Source organism: Photobacterium sp. ABD4_091, from assembly GCF_056160145.1.
Window position 1 is genome coordinate 2,257,838 of sequence record NZ_JBSWWQ010000001.1, and the last position, 17,886, is coordinate 2,275,723.

The following is a 17,886-nucleotide window of genomic DNA, read 5'->3' on the forward strand; positions in this document are numbered from 1 at the left end:
GTGTCTAATTTTTAATAATTTTGACACTTTCAATAACTATAGGCTGCTCCGGAACATCTTTCATACCCATAGAGCGGATAGTTGTAGTGGGAATTTCCGCCATTTTTTCAATAACTGGGAAGCCGCTCACAACTTTGCCAAATACGGCATAGCCCGGACGGCTGCCTTGGGCATTTAGGAAGGTGTTGTTCTGGTAGTTGATGTAAAACTGGCGGGTCGCCGAGTCAGGTGCCTGGGTACGGGCCATCGCGACGGTCGCTTTGGCATTGCTTAAGCCGTTGGTGGATTCGTTTTTGATTGGCTCATAAGTCGAACGGCGTTTGAGATCTTTGTCGAAACCACCACCTTGTGCCATAAAGCCTGGGATCACCCGGTGGAAAATAGTGCCTTCATAGCTGCCGTCTTCCACGTAGCGCAGGAAATTCTCGCTTGAAACAGGGGCCTTCTCCTGCTCCAGCTCGATAACGAATTCACCAAGGTTGGTCGTGACAGAAACTTGCGTTGCTGCACTCACTGGAAGTGCCAAGCAAAATAGTAAGGTCGATAACAAACGACGCATTATAGGTTCTCCTGCAGGTAAGCGTTCAACTCTGGATCAGCATAGATGTCTTTTAGCACAGCAGTGATCAAATTGTTCATTGCTTGTTCCATATCTTCGACTGATGCGCTCATTGCACCATTACGTGAAGATTTGCCAGAGTAGCGCTTGACGAATTTACCCTTGGGCGTTTCTACCACAAGCTGAAGCTGTAGCTTGCTGCCAAGATCGTGGCTCATCACACTGTGCTTGACGTTGACCATGGCCTCAAGGATATCAAGGCGCAACGTCCCTTCGCTGTCTTCAGCAATGGTATAACCCTGCGAGGTCAGTTGGCGCGACAGGGCATCTTCCAGCGTTGTACGCAAGTTTTCGTTGCTGTGCAGCGGCTGGACGTTCTCACGGCCACTATCAACAACCGCAATGAACTGGGCGGTACGAAGATCGCGGCTAGCGAGGTTCATGCTTTTGCCCTGTACCATTGGCTGCGAGGCGATGACAGGCTCTGGGTTGATTGTAAGCTGGGGCTCTGATGGCGAAGAGCAGGCCGTCAGGGCTAGTACGGAGGCAGCAACAAGAAGCTTCTTCATAGTTATTCTATCCTTGGGTAAAGGCGGGGGCTGCGCAAGCTCCCCGTAAAAGGTGATATTGTAATTTACTTATCTGATTGATAAACGACAAATTTGTTATTTTGGGCAATGACAGTGATATTGCCGAACAATCGCTTGAGTTTTCCACCGTATCCGAGGTGGCGGTTGCCAATCACAATCAGCTTGCCGCCGGGGCGCAGGGCGTGCTTGGCATCGCAGAACATTTGCCACGCGATATGGTCGGTGATGGCGGCCTGCTGGTGGAATGGCGGGTTGCACAGTACCAGATCTGCACTCTGGGCCGGGAAGCCGTCAAGGCAGTTGTTGACCTTGGCCTCGAGCTGCGAGGGGTTGTCAAGGTTTGCCTCTGCGTTCATACGGGCGGAGGCCGCTGCCATGTAGCTCTCATCGACACAAACCACATTGGCTTGCGGGTTGAGGCGGGCTGCCTTGATACCAATCACCCCGTTGCCGCAGCCGAGATCGATAATGTCCTGGTACTGGCTACCGCTCGGGATATGCTCCAGCAGCAGGCGAGCACCAATATCCAGGCTGTCACTGGAAAACACATTGGCATGGTTGTTCAAGGTGATATTGTGCTCAGGCACATCCCATTGCTGAGGGGCCGGTAGCGGCTGCGCTAGCTCAGGGTTAGCCTGGCAGAAAATCAGTCTTGCCTTCTTTACTGCCAACGAGGTTTTGGTTTCTCCCAAGTGCTTTTCGAACAGCTTCAAGGTTGAAGAGTGGATATCTCGCGCTTTGGCGGCAGCGACCACGGTGCAATCAGCCGGAAGCCGATGGCAAAGCTGCTGCAGTTGCCACACCAGCAAGCGGTTGTTCTTTGGTAGCTTCATGAGTACCAGCTGGGGATTTTCCGGTAGTTCAGCCAGGCAATCGACAACATTCACCTGTGGCAGTTGGTTATCTGCCAGGTTGGCAAGGCAAGCTTGTTTGGCAATAAACGAATCCGTAACCGTGGTTACTTTGCCTTCGTTGGCAAACCAGCAGCTCAGTGCCCCGAAACTGTCGTTAAGGATAAGGATAGGGCGTGCCGGCTCGAGGGTAATATCCGCCTCATTGACGTAGTTAATTAGGTACTCGTCTGCCGCGTCCCATGCCTGCAGGGTTTCATTCTTCCTTACTGGGTAACGCTGCAGCGTTAGCGTTCGCTCGTGAAGGGTTAGCTCTGGTTTCATTAACGGTTACTTTACGGTATGTTTACTCATTGGTTGGTATTTTCGCAAAACCCGCCTCTACTTAAAACAAATTTTATGTCAGTCTTTATAGGGTATTTATCGCAACTGCCGATTAAGTTGTCAGCGGCAGGGATGATTTTGCCGTCGGAGAAGGTAAACCATGATCCAGGAACGTATAGAAGATAAATTACAGCAAGCGTTCGCCCCCCTTCACCTTGAAGTGATTAATGAAAGCTACATGCACAATGTGCCTGAAGGCTCGGAGAGCCACTTCAAAGTCATTGTGGTCAGTGAGCAATTCGAAGGAATGCGCCTGATTGGCCGTCATCGTGCCGTTAATGGTGTGTTGGCAGATGAGCTTGCCAATGATATTCATGCGCTGGCCATTCATACCTATACCGATACCGAGTGGCGCAGCCAGCAGGACGGTGCACCTGCTTCACCTGCCTGCCGGGGTGGCAGCAAGCTGGGCTGACTGGCAGCTGAACCCACAAAACAAACCGCATAAATTGCGGTTTTTTTATCCGGATCTTTGAGACTTACGGCATTATTTTTATTTTCTATTTCGTACTATTGCAGGGGTACGGCTTATGAATGGAATGGCAATTTGCTGCTTATTGGCCTGATATGGCAAGTTGGGGCTATCTTTTTGCCCTCGCTGTCTATACTTGGGGCTGTTGTCTTCAACATAAAGGCACGTACCAAAGGGGTATTGCTGTCGGAACCGGCAAGCGGTAATGTTCCCCGCCAATGGTAGAATTTTACGGTTTTTGACTAACTGTTTGGTGGAAATAACTGTTCCGCCAAAGGGTTAATATTGCTCGAGATGTTAACAATGATTAACATTGCGACATATTTGAAACATATAATAATGGGGCTTTTTGCCCCATTGTTGTGACTGTATGGTAATTGTTGGTTTTTTATTAACTTGCTGGTGCCGATGAGAAAAAAATGATAATTCCAGATGATTATCACTTTTGTGTGTCAGTTCAAAAATATTACCCAACTAAGATATTGCGTTTAAATAGTTAGCCGATTTTCAGTCCGATTAGCGCGGTTTGGCATGGTAAAATCCAACCAAATAGTGCTAAAATTCCGGCCTCAAAATTACTCGTCGCTAAAAGTGTGACAGGTAAGTGAATAGGATGTTGCGTTGCTGGTAGCGGATCAAGCCGGCTTCGGACGAAGGAAAGTCGTGTCTAATATTGCGCAATAGAAAATAATTTTTTCCCGTTAATGTAGTGCAAGTGCGTATGATTACAATAAAGAAGGGTCTGGATATCCCAATTTCAGGGACTCCTACCCAGGCGATAAATGATGGCAAGGCCATCACACGTGTCGCCTTGCTTGGCGAAGAATATGTTGGTATGCGTCCTACAATGCATATTCGCGTAGGGGATGTAGTGAAAAAAGGTCAGGTTCTTTTTGAAGACAAGAAGAACCCAGGCGTTAAGTTCACTGCTCCAGCCAGCGGCAAGGTTGCAGAAATCAATCGTGGTGCAAAGCGTGTTCTACAATCCGTTGTGATTGATGTAGAAGGCGACGAGCAGGTTACATTCAACAGCTATGATGCTGGTCAGATTGCTCAGCTTGAGCGTTCTGCACTGGTAGAGCAGCTAGTTGAGTCTGGTATGTGGACAGCGCTTCGTACGCGTCCTTTCAGCAAGGTCCCTGCGATCGACGCTGAAACACAGGCTATCTTTGTAACGGCTATCGACACTAACCCTCTAGCAGCTAACCCAGAAGTTGTTATCAACGAGCAGAACGATGCGTTTACTGCTGGTCTGACAGTATTGTCACGACTAACAAGCGGTAAAGTATTGGTTTGTAAGTCTGGTGCAAGTCTACCTCGCTGCAGTGAAGCCAATGTGGAAGAGCACGTATTCAACGGTCCGCACCCTGCGGGTCTGGTTGGTACGCACATCCACACGTTGTTCGGTGCAAGCATCGAAAACGTGGCGTGGCACATCAACTACCAGGACGTTATCGCATTCGGTAAATTGTTCCTGACTGGTGAGCTATACACTGACCGTGTGGTTTCTCTGGCTGGCCCTGTAGTTAACAACCCTCGTCTAGTTCGTACCCAAATCGGTGCGTCTATCGAGCAGATCACTGATTCTGAAATGATGCCAGGCGAACTGCGTATCCTTTCTGGTTCAGTGCTGAACGGTGTTAACGCGGCGGGCCCTCACGCCTACCTAGGTCGCTACCATCTGCAGATTTCTGCCCTTCGCGAAGGCCGTGAAAAAGAATTCATGGGCTGGATCGCGCCAGGTAAAAACAAATTCTCTGTTACTCGCTCTTTCCTAAGCCAGTTCTTCCCAGGTCAGCTATTCAACATGACCACAACGACGAACGGCTCTGAGCGTGCGATGGTGCCAATCGGCAACTACGAAAAAGTAATGCCGCTTGATATCGAGCCGACTCTGCTTCTTCGTGACCTATGTGCAGGTGACGTTGACAGTGCTCAGCAGCTAGGTGCACTAGAGCTGGATGAAGAAGATCTAGCATTATGTACCTTCGTATGCCCAGGTAAGTATGAATTTGGTCCTATGCTACGTCATTGCTTGGACACAATTGAGAAGGAAGGGTAATTCATGAGCCTCAAGAATTTACTCGAGCAGGTTGAACATCACTTTGAGCCAGGTGGTAAGCACGAGAAGTGGTTTGCGCTTTACGAAGCGTTTGCAACTCTTATGTACACTCCAGGCCAGGTAACGCGTACAAGCGCACACGTTCGTGATAGTGTTGACCTAAAACGCATCATGATCATGGTGTGGTTTGCTGTATTCCCCGCGATGTTCTGGGGTATGTACAACACAGGTCACCAGGCAATCACTGCACTTAACCACATGTATGTGGGTGAGCAGCTAGCAACTATCATTGCAGGTGACTGGCACTACTGGCTAACAGAAATGCTAGGCGGCACCATGTCAGCAGACGCTGGCTGGGGTAGCAAAATGCTACTGGGTGCGACTTATTTCCTACCTATTTACGCAGTGGTATTCGCTGTAGGTGGTTTCTGGGAAGTCCTATTCTGTATGGTGCGTAAGCACGAAGTTAACGAAGGTTTCTTTGTAACTTCTATCCTTTTCGCATTGATCGTACCGCCAACACTACCACTATGGCAGGCAGCACTAGGTATTACCTTCGGTGTTGTAGTTGCTAAAGAAATCTTCGGTGGTACTGGTCGTAACTTCCTTAACCCTGCTTTGGCAGGTCGTGCGTTCCTATTCTTCGCATACCCAGCTCAGATCTCTGGCGATCTAGTATGGACAGCGGCAGATGGCTTCTCTGGTGCAACAGCACTAAGCCAGTGGGCACACGGCGGTCAGGCTGCAGTGATGAACACTGTAACTGGCGATGCTGTAAGCTGGATGGACGCGTTCATCGGTCGTATCCCTGGTTCTATCGGTGAAGTTTCGACGCTAGCTATCATCCTTGGTGGCGCAATGATTGTGTTCATGGGCATCGCTTCATGGCGCATCATCGCGGGTACTATGATCGGTATGATCGCGACAGCGACGCTATTCAACATTATCGGTTCTGACACCAACGCAATGTTCAGCATGCCATGGCACTGGCACCTAGTTCTAGGTGGCTTCGCATTCGGTATGATGTTCATGGCTACCGACCCTGTGTCTGCTGCATTTACCAACAAAGGTAAGTGGTGGTACGGCGCACTAATCGGTGCAATGGCTGTTATGGTTCGTGTGGTTAACCCTGCGTACCCAGAAGGTATGATGCTAGCAATCCTATTTGCTAACCTATTCGCACCTCTATTTGACAACCTAGTAGTTCAGGGCAACATCAAGCGGAGACTAGCTCGTCATGTCAAGTAATAACGATAGCATTAAAAAGACGCTAATTGTTGTTATCGCACTGAGCCTAGTGTGCTCAATCGTGGTATCAGCAGCGGCGGTTGCTCTGCGTCCACTGCAGCAGAAGAATGCGGTGCTTGACGTTCAGCGTAACATCCTTTCAGTGGCGGGCCTTCTGCAAGACGGCACCAACATCACTGAAGCTTACGACCAGTTCATCGAGCCTAAGCTTGTTAATCTGGAAACAGGTGAGTTCGTAGAGCAGACTGAAGAAGGTGCAACTGCATCTGAGTACAGCCAGCGTGACGCAGCGAAAGATCCAGCGCAGTCTATCCGCCTTTCTGGTGACCAAGACCTAGCGAAGATCATCCGTCGTGCCAATGTTGCAACAGTTTACCTAGTGAAAGATGCGAACGACAACGTCGACAAGCTGATCCTGCCGGTACACGGTGGTGGTCTGTGGTCAATGATGTATGCATTCATCGCGGTAGAAACTGACGGCAACACGCTTGCGGGTATCACTTACTACGAGCAGGGTGAAACTCCTGGACTTGGTGGTGAGATTGAGAACCCGAACTGGCGTGCACAGTTCGTTGGTAAAGAATTGTTCGACAGCAACAACAAGCCAGCTATCCGCGTCGTTAAAGGCGGTGCACCTGAAGGTGACATCCACGGTGTAGATGGTCTGTCTGGTGCAACCCTAACTGCAAATGGTGTTCAGCACACCTTCGACTTCTGGTTGGGTGACATGGGCTTTGGTCCATTCCTGGCTAAAGTTCGTGAAGGAGGCCTAAACAATGGCTGATACTAAAGAAATGAAGAAGATTCTGTTTGCGCCGTTTATCGACAACAACCCGATCGCGCTTCAGATTCTTGGTGTTTGTTCTGCTCTGGCAGTAACAACCAAACTAGAGACAGCATTCGTAATGACCCTAGCGGTAACATTCGTTTGTGCATTCTCTAACTTGTTCGTATCTCTGATCCGTAACCACATTCCAAACAGCGTACGTATCATCGTACAGATGGCGATCATCGCATCGTTGGTAATCGTGGTTGACCAGGTACTGAAAGCATTTGTTTACGATATTTCTAAGCAGCTTTCTGTATTCGTTGGTCTGATCATCACGAACTGTATCGTTATGGGTCGTGCTGAAGCATACGCAATGAAGTCCGAGCCTCTACCATCTCTAGTTGACGGTATTGGTAACGGCCTTGGTTACGGCTTCGTACTTATTACTGTAGCTTTCTTCCGTGAACTATTCGGTTCAGGCAAACTATTCGGCGTGGAAATCCTGCCGCTAGTATCTGACGGTGGTTGGTACCAGCCAAACGGTATGATGATCCTAGCACCATCAGCGTTCTTCCTGATTGGTTTCATGATCTGGGCTATCCGTATCATCCGTCCAGAACAAGTCGAAGCGAAGGAGTAAGGGGAACATGGAACATTATCTAAGCCTTCTAGTTCGTTCGATCTTTATCGAGAACTTGGCACTGTCGTTCTTCCTAGGTATGTGTACATTCCTAGCCGTATCGAAAAAAGTTAAAACTTCTTTCGGTCTGGGTGTAGCGGTAATCGTTGTACTAACGATCGCTGTTCCTGTGAACAACCTGATCTACAACCTACTGCTAAAAGACGGCGCCATTGTTTCAGGCGTTGACCTTAGCTTCCTGAACTTTATTACGTTCATCGGTGTTATCGCGGCACTGGTACAGATCCTGGAAATGGTTCTGGACCGCTTCTTCCCGCCGCTATACAACGCGCTAGGTATTTTCCTACCATTGATCACAGTAAACTGTGCGATCTTCGGTGGTGTATCTTTCATGGTACAGCGTGATTATAACTTCGCTGAATCTGTAGTATACGGTCTTGGTTCTGGTATCGGTTGGATGCTAGCAATCGTTGCTCTTGCGGGTATCCGCGAGAAGATGAAGTACTCAGACGTACCTCCAGGTCTACGTGGCCTAGGTATTACATTCATCACCGTTGGCCTTATGGCGTTGGGCTTCATGTCCTTCTCCGGCGTTCAGCTGTAATCAGGATAAAAGGAATAATCAATGGATATTATTCTTGGCGTAGTCATGTTCACCCTGATTATCCTGGCTCTAGTTCTAGTGATCCTATTCGCTAAATCTAAGCTGGTACCATCAGGTGACATTACTATCTCAGTAAATGGCGATCCGGAAAAAGCGATTACAACCGCTGCCGGTAGCAAACTGCTTAATGCACTTTCAGCAAGCGGCATCTTCGTTTCATCTGCTTGTGGTGGCGGTGGCTCTTGTGGCCAGTGTCGCGTTAAAGTTAAGTCTGGTGGTGGTGATATCCTACCGACTGAGCTTGACCACATCACTAAAGGTGAAGCACGTGAAGGCGAGCGTCTAGCGTGTCAGGTTAATGTGAAATCTGACATGGACATCGAGCTTCCAGAAGAAATCTTCGGCGTTAAGAAGTGGGAATGTACTGTTATCTCTAACGATAACGAAGCAACCTTCATCAAAGAGCTTGTACTTCAGATCCCTGAGGGCGAAGAAGTACCGTTCCGTGCTGGTGGTTACATCCAGATCGAAGCTGAACCGCACCACATTAAGTACTCTGATTTCGATATTCCAGAGGAATACCGTGAAGACTGGGACAAGTTCAACCTGTTCCGTTACGAGTCTATCGTGAAAGAGCACTCAATCCGTGCATACTCTATGGCGTCATACCCAGAAGAGAAAGGCTTGATCAAGCTGAACGTACGTATTGCAACGCCGCCGCCAAACAACCCAGATGTACCACCTGGCGTAATGTCATCTTACATCTGGTCACTTAAGGCTGGTGACACATGTACTATCTCTGGTCCATTCGGTGAGTTCTTCGCGAAAGAAACTGACAACGAAATGGTATTCATCGGTGGTGGTGCAGGTATGGCACCTATGCGTTCGCACATCTTCGACCAGCTTCTACGCCTGAAATCTAAGCGTAAGATGACTTACTGGTACGGTGCGCGTTCTAAGCGTGAAATGTTCTACATTGAAGATTTCGATACGCTAGCGGCTGACAACGAGAACTTCGAGTGGCACGTAGCCCTGTCTGATCCACTACCAGAAGATAACTGGGATGGTTACACAGGCTTCATCCACAATGTGATCTACGAGAACTACTTGAAAGATCATGAAGCTCCAGAAGATTGTGAGTACTACATGTGTGGTCCACCAATGATGAACGCAGCTGTTATCGGCATGCTGAAAGATCTTGGTGTTGAAGACGAAAACATCCTACTGGATGACTTCGGTGGCTAATTAGCTGCACACTGAAAAACTGGCTGATCCCAACCGGGGTCAGCCTTTTTTCGTAATAAGCGCATAATAACGGTATGTAAGCTAAGGTTTTATACTTGGCGCTTACCCATAACAAATAACAATGACTGTCTTTCATTTGGGGAGTAGTTGGATGAAGACGTTACTGCACCGCGCACTGCTGATGCTTGCGATGGTTATTACCCTGTCGGCCTGTAGTGATCAGCGTGAGATGATCCACCTGAACGGTTCGACCATGGGAACCTACTATTCAATTAAGTTGATTAAGCAGGAAGGCTTACCGCCTGCCACGGATATCCAGGCAGAAATTGACCGTCGATTAGAGCTGGTTAACGACCAGATGTCGACTTACCGTAAGCATTCCGAGCTCAGTCAATTTAACCAGTCGCGCTCGAGCGAACCGTTTGAAGTGTCGGCAGATACTGCTAAGGTCGTGACTGAGGCAATTCGCCTGGCAAAATTGACCGACGGCGCTTTGGATGTGACGGTAGGTCCGATTGTCAACTTGTGGAGCTTCGGCCCGGAAGCGCGTCCTGAGAAAACACCGACCGAGCAAGAGCTGGCCGAGCGCCGCAAGGTAGTGGGCATTCACCACCTGAGTGTGGAAGGTAACAGCCTGATCAAGGATATCCCGGATCTGTATGTCGATCTGTCCTCGATTGCCAAGGGATTTGGGGTTGACGTGGTCGCCGATTACTTTGATGATCTAGGTGTCGCTGACTACCTTGTTGAGATCGGTGGTGAGCTCAGCCTGAAAGGTAATAACCTTGAGGGTGTGCCTTGGCGCATCGCGATTGAAAAGCCAACCGAAGACGGTAGCCGGGCTATTCAGGAAGTGATTGAACCGGGTGACATGGCGGTGGCAACATCGGGTGATTACCGTAACTACTTTGAAGAAGACGGTGTCCGTTACTCGCACTTAATCGATCCGAACAGTGGTATGCCGATTTCCAACCATGTAGTATCGGTAACAGTGCTGCATCCATCAAGTATGACGTCAGATGCCCTGGCGACGGCATTCTCTGTGATGGGTGAGGAAAAAGCGCTGGAATTGGCTAACCAAGAGCAGATCCCTTTGCTGTTGGTTGTGAAAACAGAGCAAGGCTTCAAGGAATACGCCTCGGATGCTTTTGCCCCTTACATGAATCAAAAGTAGAGAGTGAACAATGGTTATCTATTTAACTACCTTTGCTGTGTTTTTGCTGGTCATCACTGCGATGGCTGTTGGCTACATCTTCCAGCGCAAAAGCGTAAGTGGCAGCTGTGGTGGTCTTGACGGTATCGGCATTGCCAAAGAGTGTGACTGCCCTGAGCCGTGTGATGCCCGCCTTAAGCGTGAGGCGCGTGAAGCTCGTGCCGCTGAGTGGAAGAAAAACCAGATCATCTGATCAGCAGCATGCGCGCAATTGAATCATAAGCCCGGCACTGCCGGGCTTTTTGTTAGGCTTCACAGTGCCTGCCATAGCCTCTATAATGTTGCTGTATAAAAAAACAGTAATCAGGTAGCCACTCGAATGTCTCTGTTGTCACCCCAAAAGCCTGGCAAGGCGCAGAAAAAGATCATCCATGTCGACATGGATTGCTTCTTTGCGGCGGTAGAGATGCGTGACAACCCTGAGCTGCGTGACATTCCTATTGCGATTGGCGGGCGCTCCGAGCAGCGCGGGGTGATCAGTACCTGTAACTACTTGGCGCGAAAGTACGGGGTGCGCTCGGCCATGCCTACAGGCAGGGCGATGCAGCTGTGCCCTCACCTGACCTTGGTCTCCGGCCGCATGAGCGTTTACAAAGAAGTGTCGGGCCAGATACGGGAAATTTTCCAGCGCTATACCGATAAGATCGAACCGCTTTCTCTCGATGAAGCCTACCTTGATGTCACCGATTGCGAGCTGTGCCATGGCTCGGCCACATTGATTGCTGAAGACATCCGCCGGGCTATCCGAGAAGAGCTCAACCTCACAGCTTCTGCCGGTATTGCCCCTGTAAAGTTCATTGCCAAGATCGCCTCGGATCTCAACAAGCCCGATGGGCAATATGTCGTGACGCCGGATCAGATCCCCGTTTTCGTAGAAGACTTGAAGCTCGAGAAGATCCCTGGTGTCGGCAAGGTCACTATCCAAAAACTGCACGACAAAGGTTTGTATGTCGGCAAAGATGTGCAGCAATACGACAGGCATTTGCTGTTGCAGCAGTTTGGTAAGTTCGGCCAGTCGTTATGGTCTCGGGCCCACGGCATTGACGAGCGGGAAGTGGTGGTCGAGCGCGAGCGTAAATCAGTGGGGGTCGAGCGTACCTTCTCGCAAAATATCAGCACCTACGAGCAATGCTGGGAGGTCATCGAGCGCTTATTCCCCGAACTGGAAAAGCGGCTCAAACGAGTACGCCCTGAGCTGAATATTGCCAAGCAGGGGGTAAAGGTGAAGTTTGCCGACTTCCAGCAAACCACGGTGGAGCATACCCAGCCGAAACTGGACAAGGCGCAGTTTGAAGGGTTGCTAAAAGAAGCCCTAACCCGGCAGCAGGACAGGGAGATACGCCTGATCGGCATCAGTGTCGGGTTGGAACTTGGTACGCGGGCGCAGCAGCTTTCGTTGTTTTGAGAGCAGGGATTAGGATCGGAACCTGGATCCTAGTTCCTGGGAAAAGATAGAAGAGCGAAGAGCAGAAGTAAGTTCCAAGATTCAGAACCGCTCTTTCTCGGAACCCGCATTTAAACTCTAGGATCCAGGAACTAGCATCTAGGAACCTCCTAGTAAAAAAAGCGAACTCTCAGGAGTTCGCTTTTTTGTTATCGGTTATTCAGTGCGTAAAGACTTCGCTTTCACCGGAATATTCTTCAGGATAGCAACCATTTGCTCCCAGAATAGGGCGACAGTGTCGATCTGGACTTTCTCGTCTGGCGAGTGCGGGAACTTGATAGTAGGTCCGAAGGAAATCATATCCATGTTCGGGTATGGCTTCTTGAACAGGCCACACTCAAGACCGGCGTGAATCACCATGATGTTCGGTACGCGGCCGTAGATGCTCTCGTACGTTTCGCGGAACAGGTGCATGACTTCAGAGTCTGCATCTGGCTTCCAGCCTGGGTAGGTACCAGAGAACTCACAGCTTGCGCCAGCAAGCGAAGCAACGGCTTTCAGCATGCCTTCTACATTGCTGCGGCCAGAATCGATCAGTGAGCGGATCAGGCACAATACCGTGATTTTGTCAGCTTCTGTGGTGATCACACCCACGTTTAGTGAGGTTTCAACCACACCTTCGATATCATCGCTCATGCGGATCACACCGTTAGGTGTTGCGTTCAGCATGTTGATGAAACGCTGCTGGTCAGCGGCTACTAGCACATCAGCAGGAAGCTCTGCAGTCTCAGTGAAAAGGTTGATGTCCGTTTCTACACGGCCAAGCTCAGCCACAAGCAGCTCTTGGTAGTAAGCAAATAGCTCGTTCAGCTTATCAACGTTAGCAGCAGGCAGGGTAACTACCGCGCTTGCTTCGCGTGGGATTGCGTTGCGCAGGCTACCACCGGTTAGAGAAGTTAGGCGCAGGCCAAGTTCTTCGGCGTGACCAAACAGGAAGCGACCTAGGATCTTGTTGGCATTACCACGGCCAGTGTGGATATCACAACCAGAGTGGCCGCCTTTCAGCCCTTTAACAACCAGTTTAATTGCTTGGAAATCAGCAGGTGTTGATTCACGCTGGATATCTAGAACCAGTGAACCGTCGACACCACCGGCACAGCCCATGTAGACTTCGCCTTCTTGCTCAGAGTCGGTATTCAGCAGGATATCACCTTCCAGCCAGCCTTCTTCAAGACCGAAGGCACCCGTCATGCCAGCTTCTTCGTCGATAGTCAGCAACACTTCCAGTGGGCCGTGCTCAACGTCTTTTGAAGCAAGTACAGCAAGACATGCCGCCATACCCATGCCGTTGTCAGCACCCAGAGTGGTGCCTTTAGCGGTCACCCACTCACCGTCGATGTACGGCTGGATAGGGTCGGTCAGGAAATCATGGTCGGTATCTTCGTTCTTCTGCGGCACCATATCGATGTGGGCCTGAAGAACAACACCCTTGCGATCTTCCATGCCAGGCGTCGCAGGTTTTTTGATGAAGACGTTGCCGACAGCATCACGGCGTACTTCAAGGCCTTCGCCTTGTGCAAACTGGATAATGTGCTGGGCTAGCGCTTCTTCATGCTTGGATGGGTGAGGGATAGAGCAGATCTGATCGAAGAATTGCCACACTGGTTGAGGTGACAGTTGACTGATTTCTGACACAGCAGTCTCCTTTATAAACTTTTGGTTATTGGCGATGAGTTAGCGAGAAATTAACTATATTGCAAAGTTATTCAGAACAATTAACTATCGCGGTTAACCTCAAGGATACCACTGTGCCCGAAACGGTAACAGCTAAATCTTAAAGTGGCTAACATGGTTTTCCAGGCTCTGCCCGTTGGCTAACAGCTGGGTGCTGGCAGCCGCAATATGGTCACCATGCTCGACGGTCTGGTGGCTATGCTCGGTCAACTGATGCAAGTTCCGGTTAATCTCCTCAGCGGCCTGTGACTGCTGATCACTGGCTTCGGCAATATGTTGGTTGAGTGACAGTATTGTGGAGATCTGTTCGCCAATCGCCGTGAGGGTCTGAGCGACTTCATCGGCATGCTCTGCGGCACTGGATGATTGCTCGCGGGTCTTGACCAGCGCGCCACTGACACTGTTGGCTCTGTCCTGCAGGTTGGCAATAATCGCTTCTATTTCGTTGGTGCTTGCCTGGGTTCTGGTCGCAAGGGTGCGGACCTCATCGGCCACGACGGCAAAGCCTCGGCCTTGCTCACCCGCACGCGCAGCCTCAATTGCCGCATTGAGGGCAAGCAGGTTGGTCTGCTCGGCGATACCGCGGATCACATCCAATACTGAGCCGATCGTCTGTGAGTCTTTCTCCAATGCCTGGGCACTGTGGTTGGCCTCATCCAGCAAGGTTAGCAATGCATGCATTTCCCTTGAGGAAGTGGACACCACGGCAATACTGTTGCTGCTGTGTTGCTGGGCCGTCTCGGCTGTCTCAGCAGCTTGCTGTGCTGATTGGGCAACATCTTGGTTGTTGGCGTGGAGTTGGTTCATGGCGGCAGCCACGCTATCTATCCCCCGGTAGGCTTGGTTGGCACTATCGGCCGTCTCGATCGCGACACTGTTGAGCTGGCTGGCAGCCGAACTGATTTGATCGCTGACAGGGGCCATGTCTCGGAGCATATCTGATAGGCGACTGGCGAAAGTATTGAACGAACGGGCCAATTGGCTGAGCTCGTCATCCCCTTGGCTTGGCAAGCGTTGGGTCAGGTCACCATTTCCCTCGGCAATATCGTGCATGGCTTGTGCTGTTTCCTGGCAGGGAATAGTAATCGAGCGGGAGATGAGCCAGGCGAGCAAGCCACTCAATGCCAAAGCGCTGAGAAGGAAAACGCTAAATTGTTTAAGCTCGCTATAAAAAAGGGCGGTGACATCATCGACGTAGATACCCGAGCCGACAATCCACCCCCAAGGCGCAAAGCCTTTTACGTAGGAGATTTTTTCAACGGGGGTGCTAAACCCGGGTTTTTCCCAATAGTAATCGACAAAACCCTGACCTTGCTGGCGGACAGTGTTGGCCATTTCGACAAATAGGGCGGTGCCGTTGGGGTCTTTGAAATTGTCCAAGCGCTGCCCGTTGAGAGAGGGTTTGAAAGGGTGCATGACCATTGTCGGAGCCATGTCATTGACCCAGAAGTAGTCTTTTTCTTCATAGCGCAATGTGGCAAGGGCTGCCACTGCCTGCTGCTGGGCTTGGGGACGGGAAAGGGTGCCTTGTTGCTCAAGAGAGTGGAAATAACCGATAAGGCTGTGGGCACTTTCGACCAGATGGCGGGTCTTGAGCCTTTTTTGTTCCATGATATTGGTTTGGTAATTGGCGACAAACAGCGCCAGCGGCAGTAGTGTCAATACAGTCACGATAACGCTCAGTAGATAAAGCCGCTTACCGATAGGGACTTTTCTGAGAAGGGGAAATGCTGCCATGTTATACCTCTATCCTTGTGGTTTATTATTGCGCATAGTTGAATAAGGTATGTTGTAAGCATGTAGCGATTCAAGAGGGGTGGGGTTACACTTTGGTCGCGAAATGGTGAAACTGTGAGCTGGCGTTATGTAATTTAATTACAGATTTTTTTGACTCATCGCTCAATAATCAGAAAAATGTGACACAGTTAAAGAAAAAGCTTGAAAGTTTATTACGCGAAGGTTATATTTGCACCATCTTCTGAACGAAGACGAACGACGCAAAAATTTGCTCTAGGATGAGCCCGAGATATCGCCTCCAAGGAACCGAGTTTAAGTCAGGCCAAGACGGCCAAACACGTTATGCGTGTAGTCATTGCTTAATAGTTAAGGTGATAAAAATGAAAGTATTTGAATCTGTAAACAAGTTTTGGAACAACCGCGCTGTATACACCGGTAACTTTAAATACCCAAGCTCGTTCGGTTACTAATTCTGTGGTTTGCCTGGCTCTACATTACCGGGCAGGTCTGAGTGGTCAATTTTTTGTTCACCCCCTTTGTTTAAGAATCTCTTAAAACCGCTGTTCGGTTTATAGTTACATTCTTGACGCCACTTCCATTTGGAGTGGCGTTTTTTTTATCTTCCTGAATCCTTCCCCCCTCTTTTACGACATGCTTCCCTGTGTTATCGATCGCTTTGTTTTATGCCTTTTGGGTGTATTCGATTACATCAGGTGTTAACTGTTAATTCATGCAATTTGATGGCTGATATTAACGTTTGCGCATAGGTGTAAAATATTAAATGGGTAAAATGTAGCCATGCTGTTAAATTCATAAGGTGTTGTTTTTAATGCATTAAATTTTGAGTTGGTGTTGCTTGGTCGGTTTTTTATTCGGTTGTTTGAATTCATTGATGATAATTGCGTTATTTACTGGAAATTGACAATTATCGAGCATATAATCGCCACCCAAAATAGAGACGCAATCGTTTTCTATTTCTTGAAAATTCGTGATGTGTGGAAACCGAGAAACGGCTTCGGCTCATCCCTTAAACCAATATCAATTGCTTAATATCTCCAAGGAATCGAGAGCAATGCTTGAGAAACTTTTTAAACTCAAAGAGAACGGTACCGATGTCCGTACCGAGCTGCTAGCGGGTCTGACTACCTTCTTGACGATGGCTTACATCATTTTTGTAAACCCATCTATGCTGTCGGCGACGGGTATGGACCAAGGCGCGGTATTTGTCGCGACCTGTCTGGCGGCGGTTGTGGGCTGTTTCATCATGGGCTTTGTGGCTAACTACCCAGTGGCCCAGGCGCCGGGTATGGGCCTGAATGCTTTCTTCACCTACGGTGTTGTTTTAGGCATGGGGCATACATGGCAGGTTGCGCTGGCGGCGGTATTCCTATCGGGTCTGTGCTTTATTGCCCTGAGTGTACTGCGAGTTCGCGAGTGGATTATCAACTCCATTCCTCATGCGCTGCGTATCGGGATCTCGGCGGGTATTGGTTTATTCTTGGCATTCATCGCCCTGCAGAGCTCTGGCATTGTGGTCGATAACCCGGCAACGCTGGTACAAGTGGGTGATTTCACCAGCTTCCCGGCTGCGATGGCATCTTTGGGCTTCTTCCTGACAATTGCCCTGGTACACCGTGGTTACAAAGCGGCGGTACTTATCGCGATTTTGGCCGTTACCGCAATCAGTGTGCTGGTGGGTGAAGTGGCGTACGGCGGTATTGTCTCGGCGCCACCAAGCATTGCGCCAACTTTCATGCAGATGGACTTCTCAGGTGCATTGGAAGTAGGTTTGATTTCGGTTGTGTTCGCGTTCTTGTTCGTTGACTTGTTTGACACGGCGGGCACCTTGGTCGGTGTGGCAACGAAAGCAGAACTTATCGACAAAGACGGTAAGCTACCACGCCTGAACCGTGCGTTACTGGCAGACAGTACTGCAACTTCTGTGGGTGCGGTATTGGGTACATCGAACACGACCTCTTATGTTGAGAGTGTTTCGGGTGTCGCTGTGGGCGGCCGTACCGGTCTTACCGCTGTAACGGTTGGCGTTTTGTTCCTGTTGGCATTGTTCTTTGCGCCGCTAGCAGGTATGGTGCCTGCCTATGCGACAGCAGGTGCTCTGTTCTACGTAGCCATCCTGATGATGTCTGGTTTGGTTAGCGTTGACTGGCGTGACTTAACAGAAGCAGCACCAGTAGTTGTAGTTTGCCTACTGATGCCGTTAACATACTCCATCGCTGAAGGTATTGGCCTTGGCTTTATCACCTACGCTGCCGTCAAGACGATGAGTGGCAAAGGTCGCGATGTAAATATTAGCGTTTGGGTTATTGCAGCCCTATTTGTTGCTAAAATTATTTTTCTATAACAGTAAATAAATACATACAGCAGTTTTTCTGC

16 protein-coding genes are annotated in these 17,886 nt (G+C 49.5%); 11 read left to right on the forward strand and 5 right to left on the reverse strand.

The annotated features are described in order from the left end of the window. Positions 1-4: 4 nt before the first annotated feature. The 3 genes from ACXAGQ_RS10430 to ACXAGQ_RS10440 form a co-directional block, all read right to left on the reverse strand. Complete coding sequence (locus tag ACXAGQ_RS10430; protein WP_475253802.1) at positions 5-559, reverse strand: peptidylprolyl isomerase; 555 nt, start codon at positions 557-559, stop codon at positions 5-7. Continuing rightward, complete coding sequence (locus tag ACXAGQ_RS10435; protein WP_475253804.1) at positions 559-1,128, reverse strand: YajG family lipoprotein; 570 nt, start codon at positions 1,126-1,128, stop codon at positions 559-561. The genes ACXAGQ_RS10430 and ACXAGQ_RS10435 overlap by 1 nt, the downstream gene beginning before the upstream one ends. Before the next feature lie 65 nt (positions 1,129-1,193). Beyond that, positions 1,194-2,324, reverse strand: a complete 1,131-nt coding sequence (locus ACXAGQ_RS10440) for a methyltransferase (RefSeq protein WP_475253806.1) — start codon at positions 2,322-2,324, stop codon at positions 1,194-1,196. 160 nt (positions 2,325-2,484) lie between these two features. Here ACXAGQ_RS10440 and bolA point away from each other — a divergent pair, with 160 nt between their 5' ends. The 10 genes from bolA (at position 2,485) to dinB (ending at position 12,042) form a co-directional block, all read left to right on the forward strand. Beyond that, positions 2,485-2,799: a transcriptional regulator BolA gene (gene bolA / locus ACXAGQ_RS10445; RefSeq protein WP_475253808.1), complete on the forward strand. Its 315-nt coding sequence runs from the start codon at positions 2,485-2,487 to the stop codon at positions 2,797-2,799. Between the two features lie 778 nt (positions 2,800-3,577). Then, positions 3,578-4,918, forward strand: coding sequence for a Na(+)-translocating NADH-quinone reductase subunit A (locus tag ACXAGQ_RS10450; RefSeq protein WP_475253810.1), 1,341 nt, complete (start codon positions 3,578-3,580; stop codon positions 4,916-4,918). A gap of 3 nt (positions 4,919-4,921) precedes the next feature. Next, positions 4,922-6,166: an NADH:ubiquinone reductase (Na(+)-transporting) subunit B gene (locus ACXAGQ_RS10455; protein WP_475253812.1), complete on the forward strand. Its 1,245-nt coding sequence runs from the start codon at positions 4,922-4,924 to the stop codon at positions 6,164-6,166. Then, entirely contained in the window at positions 6,156-6,950 is a 795-nt protein-coding gene (locus tag ACXAGQ_RS10460; protein ID WP_475253814.1) for a Na(+)-translocating NADH-quinone reductase subunit C, read from the forward strand. Before ACXAGQ_RS10455 ends, ACXAGQ_RS10460 begins: the two co-directional genes overlap by 11 nt. Further along, entirely contained in the window at positions 6,943-7,575 is a 633-nt protein-coding gene (locus ACXAGQ_RS10465) for an NADH:ubiquinone reductase (Na(+)-transporting) subunit D (protein ID WP_187462226.1), read from the forward strand. The genes ACXAGQ_RS10460 and ACXAGQ_RS10465 overlap by 8 nt, the downstream gene beginning before the upstream one ends. A gap of 7 nt (positions 7,576-7,582) precedes the next feature. Next, positions 7,583-8,179 (forward strand): NADH:ubiquinone reductase (Na(+)-transporting) subunit E, encoded by a 597-nt coding sequence (gene nqrE, locus ACXAGQ_RS10470; RefSeq protein ID WP_039460611.1) that lies wholly within the window; start codon positions 7,583-7,585, stop codon positions 8,177-8,179. 21 nt (positions 8,180-8,200) lie between these two features. Then, positions 8,201-9,424 carry an NADH:ubiquinone reductase (Na(+)-transporting) subunit F gene (gene nqrF / locus ACXAGQ_RS10475; protein ID WP_475253816.1) on the forward strand — a complete coding sequence of 408 codons (1,224 nt, stop codon included), beginning with the start codon at positions 8,201-8,203 and terminating at the stop codon, positions 9,422-9,424. A gap of 181 nt (positions 9,425-9,605) precedes the next feature. Further along, on the forward strand, positions 9,606-10,598 hold the full coding sequence (locus ACXAGQ_RS10480; RefSeq protein ID WP_475254721.1) for an FAD:protein FMN transferase: 993 nt from the start codon (positions 9,606-9,608) through the stop codon (positions 10,596-10,598). 10 nt (positions 10,599-10,608) lie between these two features. Next, positions 10,609-10,830, forward strand: a complete 222-nt coding sequence (gene nqrM / locus ACXAGQ_RS10485) for a (Na+)-NQR maturation NqrM (protein WP_107299250.1) — start codon at positions 10,609-10,611, stop codon at positions 10,828-10,830. Between the two features lie 126 nt (positions 10,831-10,956). Next, positions 10,957-12,042 (forward strand): DNA polymerase IV, encoded by a 1,086-nt coding sequence (gene dinB / locus ACXAGQ_RS10490; RefSeq protein WP_475253818.1) that lies wholly within the window; start codon positions 10,957-10,959, stop codon positions 12,040-12,042. 195 nt (positions 12,043-12,237) lie between these two features. Here the strand turns inward: dinB and ACXAGQ_RS10495 are convergent, their stop codons facing one another. Next, a complete protein-coding gene (locus ACXAGQ_RS10495; protein ID WP_475253819.1) occupies positions 12,238-13,716 on the reverse strand; it encodes an aminoacyl-histidine dipeptidase in 1,479 nt (492 codons plus the stop codon). Positions 13,717-13,848: 132 nt separating this feature from the next. After that, positions 13,849-15,492: a methyl-accepting chemotaxis protein gene (locus tag ACXAGQ_RS10500; protein WP_475253821.1), complete on the reverse strand. Its 1,644-nt coding sequence runs from the start codon at positions 15,490-15,492 to the stop codon at positions 13,849-13,851. Positions 15,493-16,564: 1,072 nt separating this feature from the next. Between ACXAGQ_RS10500 and ACXAGQ_RS10505 the strand changes: the two genes are divergently transcribed. Beyond that, positions 16,565-17,854, forward strand: coding sequence for an NCS2 family permease (locus ACXAGQ_RS10505; protein ID WP_317524021.1), 1,290 nt, complete (start codon positions 16,565-16,567; stop codon positions 17,852-17,854). Positions 17,855-17,886: the final 32 nt, after the last annotated feature.